The 9,353-nt window shown below is 66.8% G+C and carries 11 protein-coding genes; 5 read left to right on the top strand and 6 right to left on the bottom strand.

Going from position 1 to position 9,353, the window contains the following annotated elements:
* The first annotated feature begins 185 nt into the window (after window positions 1-185).
* Window positions 186-662 carry a GNAT family N-acetyltransferase gene (locus tag OXF11_00795; GenBank protein ID MCY4485643.1) on the top strand — a complete coding sequence of 159 codons (477 nt, stop codon included), beginning with the start codon at window positions 186-188 and terminating at the stop codon, window positions 660-662.
* A gap of 33 nt (window positions 663-695) precedes the next feature.
* On the opposite strand, the gene OXF11_00790 is transcribed toward OXF11_00795, so the two are convergent.
* Window positions 696-1,526 carry an alpha/beta hydrolase gene (locus OXF11_00790; protein MCY4485642.1) on the bottom strand — a complete coding sequence of 277 codons (831 nt, stop codon included), beginning with the start codon at window positions 1,524-1,526 and terminating at the stop codon, window positions 696-698.
* A 35-nt stretch (window positions 1,527-1,561) separates the two neighbouring features.
* Window positions 1,562-2,434 carry an alpha/beta hydrolase gene (locus tag OXF11_00785; GenBank protein ID MCY4485641.1) on the bottom strand — a complete coding sequence of 291 codons (873 nt, stop codon included), beginning with the start codon at window positions 2,432-2,434 and terminating at the stop codon, window positions 1,562-1,564.
* Between the two features lie 140 nt (window positions 2,435-2,574).
* Here OXF11_00785 and OXF11_00780 point away from each other — a divergent pair, with 140 nt between their 5' ends.
* Both OXF11_00780 and OXF11_00775 read left to right on the top strand, forming a co-directional pair.
* On the top strand, window positions 2,575-3,603 hold the full coding sequence (locus OXF11_00780) for an isocitrate/isopropylmalate family dehydrogenase (GenBank protein MCY4485640.1): 1,029 nt from the start codon (window positions 2,575-2,577) through the stop codon (window positions 3,601-3,603).
* A gap of 249 nt (window positions 3,604-3,852) precedes the next feature.
* Entirely contained in the window at window positions 3,853-4,866 is a 1,014-nt protein-coding gene (locus tag OXF11_00775; protein ID MCY4485639.1) for a transposase, read from the top strand.
* A gap of 320 nt (window positions 4,867-5,186) precedes the next feature.
* Here OXF11_00775 and OXF11_00770 read toward each other — a convergent pair whose 3' ends face one another.
* Window positions 5,187-6,161, bottom strand: a complete 975-nt coding sequence (locus OXF11_00770) for an LLM class flavin-dependent oxidoreductase (protein MCY4485638.1) — start codon at window positions 6,159-6,161, stop codon at window positions 5,187-5,189.
* A gap of 68 nt (window positions 6,162-6,229) precedes the next feature.
* The gene (locus OXF11_00765; GenBank protein MCY4485637.1) at window positions 6,230-7,039 is read right to left on the bottom strand and encodes a phosphoribosylanthranilate isomerase; all 810 of its coding nucleotides are present in this window, start codon (window positions 7,037-7,039) and stop codon (window positions 6,230-6,232) included.
* Between the two features lie 149 nt (window positions 7,040-7,188).
* On the opposite strand from OXF11_00765, the gene OXF11_00760 reads away from it, so the two are divergent.
* Complete coding sequence (locus OXF11_00760; protein MCY4485636.1) at window positions 7,189-8,091, top strand: 4Fe-4S dicluster domain-containing protein; 903 nt, start codon at window positions 7,189-7,191, stop codon at window positions 8,089-8,091.
* Between the two features lie 8 nt (window positions 8,092-8,099).
* Complete coding sequence (locus OXF11_00755; GenBank protein MCY4485635.1) at window positions 8,100-8,297, top strand: hypothetical protein; 198 nt, start codon at window positions 8,100-8,102, stop codon at window positions 8,295-8,297.
* A 16-nt stretch (window positions 8,298-8,313) separates the two neighbouring features.
* Here OXF11_00755 and OXF11_00750 read toward each other — a convergent pair whose 3' ends face one another.
* Together OXF11_00750 and OXF11_00745 are read right to left on the bottom strand one after the other, a co-directional pair.
* Complete coding sequence (locus OXF11_00750) at window positions 8,314-8,964, bottom strand: prepilin-type N-terminal cleavage/methylation domain-containing protein (protein MCY4485634.1); 651 nt, start codon at window positions 8,962-8,964, stop codon at window positions 8,314-8,316.
* Window positions 8,964-9,344, bottom strand: coding sequence for a prepilin-type N-terminal cleavage/methylation domain-containing protein (locus tag OXF11_00745; GenBank protein MCY4485633.1), 381 nt, complete (start codon window positions 9,342-9,344; stop codon window positions 8,964-8,966). Before OXF11_00745 ends, OXF11_00750 begins: the two co-directional genes overlap by 1 nt.
* Between the last annotated feature and the right edge of the window lie 9 nt (window positions 9,345-9,353).

The following is a 9,353-nucleotide window of genomic DNA, read 5'->3' as shown; positions in this document are numbered from 1 at the left end:
CGGAATGCAAGCCATGATACATTAGTATGGCACTACATTCCGTCCCCAGAAACATGATCTCAATGAATTCAATAGGTTAGATGGTGCACCCGTACACAAAATACCCTAAATCCCCACATTCATGTTAAAGATGGGCTAATCTGGCGGGTTGCCAATTGTTACTTGTGGAAGAGGAGTGAGCCCACATGCCTGGAGAAGACGGCGTGGCCGTCGAGATTCGGCCTCTCGCGCCGGCGGACCCGGCGGTCCGCCGGCTTATCGGCGAACTCGACCGGCTTCAGACATCCCTGTATCCGGCTGAGAGCAACCACCTCGATCCGATCGAGGTGTTGGAAGGGTCGGACGTGACCTTCCTCGCCGCCTTTGTCGGCGGTGAAGCGGTTGGATGCGGGGCCGTGAAGCGCATGCCTGGGGGCTACGGTGAGATCAAGCGCGTATTCGTCGATCCGGCCGCCCGCCGCCGTGGCGTTGGTCGGGCGATGATGGAGGCGCTCGAAACCGATCTCCTCACCCACGGCATCGACCTCGCGCGATTGGAGACTGGCGTCCGTCAACCCGAGGCGCTCGCCCTCTACGAACATTCCGGATACGTGCGTATTCCTCCTTTCGGGGACTATCGAGAGGACCCGCTCAGCGTTTTTCTGGAGAAACGGCTGGTCTGAGCGAGGCCCGCACCCTGACTCGGAACTGGGGTTCTAACCGCGGGATGCCAGCGTGCGCTCCAGGAAGTCGAGCAGCACCGGCGCCACGGTGACGTTGGGCTCCTGATCGACGCGGCGGCGGTCGGGTTCTCCCGGCAGGTAGGTGAACCACGAGTGGCCGGCGTCCGGGACGAACAGGGTCTCGACCTCGGCGCCGGCCGCGCGCAGGGCGGCGATGAAGCGTTCCGACTGGTTGTGGTGGACGATGGGGTCCTGCTCGCCGTGGATGATGAGGTAGGGCACCCCGGGCGGCACCCCTTGGGCCTCGACCCCCTGGAGGGGCGAGAAACGGCGGTAATCTTCCGGAGCCTCGACGGGCGTACGGCCCATGAGCCGGCCCACCGGGTCGTCGTTGCGCTTTTGGGTCACCTCCCACCAGTCCAAGAGGTCGTAGATGCCGTAGACTCCCACCACCGTGCGCAGATGCGGCCGGACCCAATCCTCCAGGGAAAGCAGCGCCGCCATGTGTCCGCCGGCGGAATCGCCCACGAAACCCAGCCGCGTGGCGTCGACGCGCAGCCCGGGCGCCTCTTCGATCAGCCAGCGCGACGCCCGCCGGATGTCCTCGTGCACGCCCGGCCACGACGGCGAGACGTTCTTCGACAACCGGTAGTCCACCGCCACCAGGGCATAGCCCCGGGCCGCCAGCCACGGCCCCCACTCCTGGTACTGGCGGTGGCTGCCGTGGGCCCAGGCGCCGCCGTGAAAGCACAGCAGCGCCGGATGCGGTCCCGGGCCGGCGGGCAGGTACACGTCGTTGCCAAGCTTGCCGTCGGGGCCGCCCCCGTACGGAACGTCGAGCCGGATTTCCACCTGTGCGCTCATCGGTCGTACCCCCGTAATGCAGCGGCAAGGCCGCCCTACCCGGCCGACAGGAAACGGCGAACGGCTTCCGCACAAGCCTCCGGCGCCTCCTCGGCGATGAAGTGGCCGCAGTCCAAGGCAGCCTCGGACACGTCATCGGCCCAACGTTCCCAAACCGGGCCCAGCGGTTTGGGCCGGCGCGGCGACCCGCGCACCACCAGGACCGGGCACCGGAGCTTCCGTCCCGTCTGCCGGTCTTGCCGATCGTGCTCGAAGTCGATGGTTGCGCCGGCGCGGTAGTCTTCCAGCATCGCCTGCCGCACGCTGGGTCTTCGGAACGCCGCCTTGTACGCTTCGACCGCCGCCGGATCCAACAACCCCGGCCCTCCGGCCCACCGATCCAGCAGGTGCATGATGAAGAAGTCCGGGTCCGCGCCGATCATTCGTTCGGGCAAGGGCGCGGGTTGAGCCAGGAAGGACCAGTGGAAACGCCTGATGGAGACGTTCATGTCCGTGGCCTCCCAGGAGTCCAGCGTCGGGACGGTGTCCAGGCTTACGAAATGGCTGACCCGCTCGGGAGAATCGAGAGCCAGCCGATAACCCACCCTCGCGCCGCGGTCATGCGAGACGACGCCGAACCGGTCATGACCAAGCTCCGACATGACATGAACCATGTCCTTGGCCATCTCACGCTTGGAGTAGTTGACGTGCTCCGAATCGGGCTCGGGTCCCCGGCTCGCTCCGTAACCGCGGAGGTCGGGGACAACCAGCGTGAATTCGTCCATCAGCAGCGGCGCCAGCCGATGCCACTGCACGTGACTCTGCGGGAATCCATGCAACAGCAGGACGGGGTTGCCCTGACCGCCGGCGCGGCAATGGATGGTGGCATTCCCGCGGTCGATATCGTGTGTCGCGAATCCCTCGAACATCGTCGTCCCTTGCAACAGTCCGTTGCCAGAAAGGGGTTGAAAATGCAAAACCCGCTTCCCTCGGCTATACTGGAGGCTCTCCCGCGGGCGCTACGCCCGACGGCATGACGAACGACAACATCGGAAACGGTTCAAGAGCCATGAAGACACATTCCGCAGTACTCATCCCCGGGGACGGCATCGGCCCCGAAATCACGGCAGCGGTGCGGCGGGTCATGGACGCGGCCGGCGCGCCCGTCGAGTGGACCGAATGCAAGGCAGGCGTGGCCGCGCTGGAACACGGCTCGGACGTGCTTCCGGAGTCCACCATCGAGGCCATCGAGCACCGTGGGATCGCTCTCAAGGGACCGTGCACCACACCGGTGGGCGAGGGTTTCACCTCGGTCAACGTCCAACTGCGGCAGCGCCTGAACCTGTACGCCGCCGTGCGCCCGGTACGCTCGCTGGCGGGCGTCCAGACCCGGTTCGACGACGTGGACCTCATCATCGTGCGCGAGAACACCGAAGGACTCTACAGCGGCGTCGAAAACCAGGTCACCGACGACGTCGTGATGAGCATGAAGGTGGCGACCAAGAGCGCCAGCCTGCGGATCGCCCACTGGGCGTTCCGCTTCGCCACCCGGCGCCAGCGCCGCAAGATCACGGTCTTCCACAAGGCCAACATCATGAAGGTCACGGACGGCCTGTTCCTGGAGTGCGCCCGCCGCATCCACCAGCACGAGTACCCGAACATCGAGTACGAGGAGAACATCATCGACGCGGGCTGCATGAAGCTGGTCCAGGACCCGGGCCGCTTCGACGTGCTGCTGTTGGAGAACCTCTACGGCGACGTCATCAGCGACCTGTGCGCGGGCCTCGTGGGCGGACTCGGGGTGGTGCCCGGGGCCAACTTCGGCGAGGACCGGGCCGTCTTCGAGGCGGTGCACGGCTCCGCGCCGGACATCGCGGGAACCGGGGCGGCCAATCCGCTGGCCATGCTGATGTCCGCGGTGATGATGCTCAACCACCTGGCGGACACGCGCGAAGACGAAGGCTGCCGCCAAGTCGCCGAGCGCATCAAGACCGCCTACGACCTGGCCCTCGACGAGGACCGCAAGACCCCCGACCTGGGCGGAGACCTGGGCACCGAGGCCTTCGCCGATGCGGTGATCGAGCGACTGGCGGACTGAACGCGTCCGCGGCGCCATCCGGAGCGACCGCCTCCCCACCCCTGGATTCCCGCTTCCGCGGGAATGACGAATCGTAGGGTCCTTGCCTCACGGGTTTCGACACAGCCTGTTCCACGGGAATGTCGTTTCGGGATGGCGGTGCCGTTGCGTGGCCGAGCGGAGTCTTGCCATCACCTCCTTCCTTGACATCCAGTCTACGTCGGCGATAATGCGGCTTGGGGGTCAAACCTTGAACTCCAGGGGAGCGTCATGGCACGGCCGTTACGGATCGAGTACCCGCACGCGCACTACCACGTCACCTGCCGGGGCAACGACCGCAGAAGGATCTTCACTGACGACGACGACCGGCAGGCGTTCCTCGAACGGTTGCGGAAATCGTTGGAGATCTATGACGTCCGGTTGCACGCCTTCGTGCTGATGCACAACCACTTCCACCTGATGGTGGAAACCCCCGGGGCCAACCTCTCGGACTTCATGCGGCACTTCAACGTCGCGTACACATCCTTCTTCAACCGACGCCATCGGCGCACGGGGCACCTCTACCAAGGCCGGTTCAAGTCGATCCTGTTCCAGCCCGACGCACACTTGCTCGCGCTGAGCCGGTACGTGCACATGAATCCGGTGCGCGTGGTCCGCCGGCGACCCACGGTTCCCGACCAGATCCGGCAACTGTGGCTGTACCGCTGGAGCAGCCTCGGAGGGTACGTGTCCGCGCGGCGCCGGGAATCGTGGGTGCACTACGACGCCGTGCTCGCGGAGGTGGGAGAATCGCGGCAGCGCTATGGCCGGTTCGTACAGGACGGCTTGGAACAGGGCGTACCGACTCCGTGGAAAGCCGTGCGCGGCCAGGTGGTGCTGGGGGACGACCGTTTCTGGGCTGCCGCGGCGGGACGGGGGTCCGACGTAGCCGGAGCCGTTCCGGGGGAAACGCCGGAGCGACGCGCGCGGCGCCTCCAACCCGCACGCATCACCGCCGAGGTGGCGGCCCACTTCCAACTGCCGCCCGCGCGACTGCAGCGAAAGCGAGGCCGTTGCCGCGACCAACGCGGCCTCTTGATGGAGCTCATGTACCGCTATGCGGGAATGACCCAGCAGGCCATCGGCGCGCACCTGGGAGGCCTCGACTACAGCGCCGTAAGCCACGAACGGAGGCGTGTCCGCGAGCGCATGGCGGAGGACCCCGCGTTGGTCAAGGACTGGCGTGCGATCGAGTCACGCCTGGAAGACTCCGCCGGGAGACGCGATGGCACCGACGCGCCTTGACGGCATTCCAGCGGCCCCACTCCATCCCTGGATTCTTGCTTTCCAGGTTGTGTCAAAACACCATCTGGGAGAGGCACCAACCCCCTGATTCGTCATTCCCGCGGAAGCGGGAATCCAGGGGTCGGGAGGCGGGGAAACGCCGCTGTAGTGCCCCACCACCACCCCTGGATTCCCGCTTCCGCGGGAATGACGAATCGGGGGGTTGGCGCCATGCTTGCCCGAGCGACGTTTTGACACAGCCTGTTTCGCGGGAATGACGATACGTAACTCCCTGCCCGTCGCAAGTTCTCACACAACCTGACAAGGAGGTCCCGTGGTCTTCACCGCAGGGCCGGCATCACCTCCCGTGCGAACAGGTCGAGGGACGATGCGGACGCCTCGCGGGAAATGCCGGGGACGGAGAAGCGGCAGATGAGATGGGTGAGCCCCAGCTCCTGCCGAAAGCGCGCGATCTCCCGCGCGCAGGTTTCGGGATCGCCCAGGATGATGCGGTTCTCGGCCAGGCGCTCGATGGTGAGGTCCCCGGCGGGCCGCTTGATCACCGGGTGGGGCCAGCGGAAGTACATGTTCTCGTAGGCCTGGATGAAGGAATCGCCGGCGGACGCGAGCGCCTGCTCGGTGGTGTCGGCGACGAAGACGTAGCGGAAGGCGGCGATCTCGCCCGGCGTCTTGCCCAGCTCGGAGCACGCCCGGCGATAGGCCTCGGCGCAGGATGCCAGCTCGGACAGGGCAGCGGACGGACCCGCGAGCCATGCGTCGCCGAGGCGGGCGGCGCGCTCGATGGCCGGGGCGGTCCAGGCGCCGAACCAGATGGGCGGCGCCGGCTGCTGCACCGGCCTCGGCCCCACCGTGGCGTCGTTTACGTGGAAGTAGCGCCCGTCGTGGGTGACGTGGGTCTCGGTCCAGAGCCGCCGAAGCAGCGCCGCGCCCTCGTCGAGGCGGCTGCCGCGCTGCTTCACGGACAGGCCGAAGGCGGCGAACTCCTCGGGAGCGTACCCGGCTCCCACCCCGAGGATGAGGCGGCCCCCGGAGATCATGTCCACCATGGCTCCCTCTTCGGCCACGCACATGGGGTGGTAGAGCGGCAGCAGCAGCACTCCGGTGCCCAGGGCCACCCGGCGCGTGCGCGCGGCGATGGCGGCGAGCCCGAGCAGCGGCGCCGGATAGAGCACGGGATTGTTGTGGTGCTCGCCGAGCCAGACCGAATCGAACCCGGCCTCCTCCGCGCGCTCGCATTCCCAAATGGTTTCCTCGAAGCTGTCGGTGCCCTGCAACGGGCTCAGTCCCAGTTTCATCGTCGCTCCCGTTTCATGACCTGTGACTTGGCCTCCGGTGTCCCGCGTCACAAGCGACCGCTCCTTGCCTAGGTCCGCGCGAGCGCGGCGAACGCCGCCGATGCGTTGGACACGAAAGCACGCACCCGCGCGGGGTCCTTGCGGCCGGAGCCGTCCTCGACACCGGTGTGGACGTCGACGCCCGCGGGCCTGACGGTTTCGATGGCCCGGGCCACGTTCTCCGGCGTCAATCCTCCCGCCAGTATGACAGGTCGGGGACTCAGTTCCACCAATCGGCGGCTGACGCCCCAATCGTGAGTCTTGCCGGTGGCCCCGGACGCGCCACTGGCTGGATCGAAGGTGTCGGTGATGAAACCGTCTACGTGCGCGGCCAGCGCCCGGACCCGCTCTTCCAACTCCGCCAGGTTTCCCTCCCGCACCACCAAGCTCTTCACCACCTGGAGGCCCGGGCACAGAGCCTTGAACCGCCTCAGCGCGTCCGGGCCGGCATCGCCGTGCAGTTGGACGCCGGCGCAGCCGAGCCGGCGGCACATGGCGGCCACGGCGCGCGGGTCGTGGCGGTAGGTGATCAGCCAAGCCTGAAAGCCAATGTCGAGGCGTTCGATGACCGCGGCCGCCTCGTCCGCCGGCAGATCCTCCGCGTGCACGTCCAGCCCGATGGGAAACCCGAGCCGGTGGACGCCGTTCGCTACGAGCATCCCCGCCTCGCCCTCGTCCCGGACTCCCGCGATCTGGATGATGGTCTGCGCCATGGCTCGCTCGTGTTCGTAGCGCGAATCGGCTTGCAGCAACAGTGGGCGCCCGCCGACCGCGCTTCGCCGCGCCTGCCCCGAGATCGTCGACAGGCTCAGGGCGAACGCTTGGAGGAGCCCGGCCAAACCTCGTTCGCCCGGAGCGTAGCGTCGCACTGGCAGGCAACATGGACGGTGCCCTTGTTGCAACGCGGCCAACGGGTCTGGTACGGCTGACCGTGAGAAGGCAACCGTAGTCCGGCAGGACCGTAGTCACGGCAAGACAGGAGCTTTCCATGCGCGGAACAACACCCAGACGGATGCAGGGACTGGCCGATCCCGTGCTGTCCACCATGGTTCACGACCTGGGTATGGAAAAGGTGCCCCACTACGCCAGCCGATCGGAGAAGGTGGTCGGATACACCGATCGTTGGGTGGAAAACGCCAAGTTCCGCGACGGTCCGGTGAACCCGCAACGGGTCGAGGTGACGGACCGCGCGGCCATGACCGCGCAAGTCAAGGCCAAGGCGCACGAACTGGGCGCGGACCTCGTGGGGATCTGCCGGCTCACGCCGACCATGATCGACCTGGGCGAAGAGGTGCCCCACGAGTTCGTCATCGCGGCGTGCATCACCGAAGACTACCACAAGGTACTCGAAGGCGCGGACGCGGTGGAAGAAGAGGCCATGCGCGTCTACGCGGCGTGCTCCGATCTGGCCACCGAGCTGGCCGCCTACGTTCGCGACCTGGGGTATCCCGCGTGGGCGCATCACAACGGCGTGCGCGAGGTGCAGGCGATCCCGGTGTTCTACCAGGTGGGGTTCGGCGAGCTGGGTCGCCACGGCAGCCTGATCAACGAGAAATTCGGCGCGGACTTCCGTCCCGGCTTCGTCACCACCGACCTGCCGCTGGACGTGGACGAGCCGCGGGAGTTCGGCGTCCAGGACTTCTGCATGAACTGCAACGTGTGCATGCTCAACTGCCCGGGCGACGCGATTCCCAAGGAGCACGTGGTCACCGAGGGCATCAAGCGCTGGCTCATCGACCTGGAGAAGTGCTACCCCTACTCGCGCCTGCGCGACGAGTACTGTCACCTGTGCGTGGACGTCTGCCCGTTCAACGTCCAAAGCCACCGCACCACTTTCAAGACGTTCATGAAGCACCGCAAGCGCATCGGCTACAAGTCTCCGAAGTACTGAGGGGCGTCTTGGACAAGTACTATCTTCACGAGCGCCGGCCCGACGGCGCCATCAGCACGGTGGGCCTCTACTACTCCCGCGAGGAGGCCGAAGGGGTCATCGCGCAGCTTCGGCAGTTGCCCGAGAAACAGGACTGCGAGTATCTCATGACCCGGCCCGGCGAGGCCGCGCCGGAACCGATGCAAGACAATCCCGCGGACTCGTGAGCCTGTTCGGATCCGCTCACGGCACCAGCCCCAGGTTGACCGGCGTCACGACGGAACGGAGCGTGTGGGTACGGTAGCCGCCGTTCCGCGGGTAACGCGGATCCCGCTTGGAGGTCCGCGTGGTGATGGTAACCCGGAGCCTTCGTATCACCGCCGTGGCCGTGGTCGAGCCGCCCGCACCGTCCAGGTACTCCACGGCAAAGGACTGCACGTCCTCCACCACCGGCTGCCCGCCGCCGCCGGTATCGCGCCGGAGGACCATGCCGGTGGCGTCGTGAAAGTAGACGACCCGCTCGTTGGAGTCCGACAAGTCGCCGTCGCCGTTGTGGTCGACCGCGATGCGCAATCGGACAGGATCGTAGGTTATGCCCGCGAAACCCACGCCCGCCGGATCGTAACCGGCCTTCCTCGCCTCGCCGACAACCATGGTCATGGCCGCGCGGGCGTTCTGATGCATGGCGGTGATCTGCTCCTGAAGGTCGTGAGCGGTGAGCTGGCCGGTGAAGCTCGTGACCACCGCGGCGAGCAGAATCCCCTGGATCGCCAGCACCACCAGGAGCTCGATAAGCGTGAAGCCCCGGGCGAAGGACCAGCGGCCGCGCCTCCACCCGGCGTTCCGGAAACCAAGTCGTCGCCGGCGCCGGTCCGCGTCGAAAAACAGGCGCATCACCGGCCCACAAGGGTCCGGAGGACCGCCGAGCGCTCGCCCTGATCCCAGGAGACGGTCACCGTGACGGTGCTCAAGCCCCTCTCGGGGGTGTCCCGCAGGACCTCGGTGACCCGTCTGAAACCGGGGAAGTCGGGTATTGCACCGTAGTCCTCCGTGGCCGGGGCGACGGCGCCTCCGCCACCCCTGAGACTCTCGATGCGATCCTGGGCCAGGAACGTGGCAACGCTGTGGTCGCGGCTCCGGAGGTTTCCCTGGACCACTCCGATGGCGACGCGTCCGAGCCCCAGGAGCGCGGTCGACAGGATCAGCATCGCCACCAGCAGCTCGATCATGGAGAAGCCCCGTTGTCCGGCCAACGACGAACGCGGTCGTGTCATGGCGTCTCC

It is taken from the genome of Deltaproteobacteria bacterium (assembly GCA_026712905.1).
Classification (GTDB): domain Bacteria; phylum Desulfobacterota; class Binatia; order UBA9968; family JAJDTQ01; genus JAJDTQ01.
Note: the sequence above shows the minus strand (reverse complement) of the source record. Positions and strands in the feature narration are given on the sequence as shown.

What these genes read in the sequence shown, in the direction of transcription:
- OXF11_00795 (MCY4485643.1), top strand. Translation starts at nt 186, where the DNA reads ATGCCTGGAGAAGACGGCGTGGCCGTCGAGATTCGGCCTCTCGCGCCG.
- OXF11_00790 (MCY4485642.1), bottom strand. Translation starts at nt 1,526, where the DNA reads ATGAGCGCACAGGTGGAAATCCGGCTCGACGTTCCGTACGGGGGCGGC.
- OXF11_00785 (MCY4485641.1), bottom strand. Translation starts at nt 2,434, where the DNA reads ATGTTCGAGGGATTCGCGACACACGATATCGACCGCGGGAATGCCACC.
- OXF11_00780 (MCY4485640.1), top strand. Translation starts at nt 2,575, where the DNA reads ATGAAGACACATTCCGCAGTACTCATCCCCGGGGACGGCATCGGCCCC.
- OXF11_00775 (MCY4485639.1), top strand. Translation starts at nt 3,853, where the DNA reads ATGGCACGGCCGTTACGGATCGAGTACCCGCACGCGCACTACCACGTC.
- OXF11_00770 (MCY4485638.1), bottom strand. Translation starts at nt 6,161, where the DNA reads ATGAAACTGGGACTGAGCCCGTTGCAGGGCACCGACAGCTTCGAGGAA.
- OXF11_00760 (MCY4485636.1), top strand. Translation starts at nt 7,189, where the DNA reads ATGCGCGGAACAACACCCAGACGGATGCAGGGACTGGCCGATCCCGTG.
- OXF11_00750 (MCY4485634.1), bottom strand. Translation starts at nt 8,964, where the DNA reads ATGCGCCTGTTTTTCGACGCGGACCGGCGCCGGCGACGACTTGGTTTC.
- OXF11_00745 (MCY4485633.1), bottom strand. Translation starts at nt 9,344, where the DNA reads ATGACACGACCGCGTTCGTCGTTGGCCGGACAACGGGGCTTCTCCATG.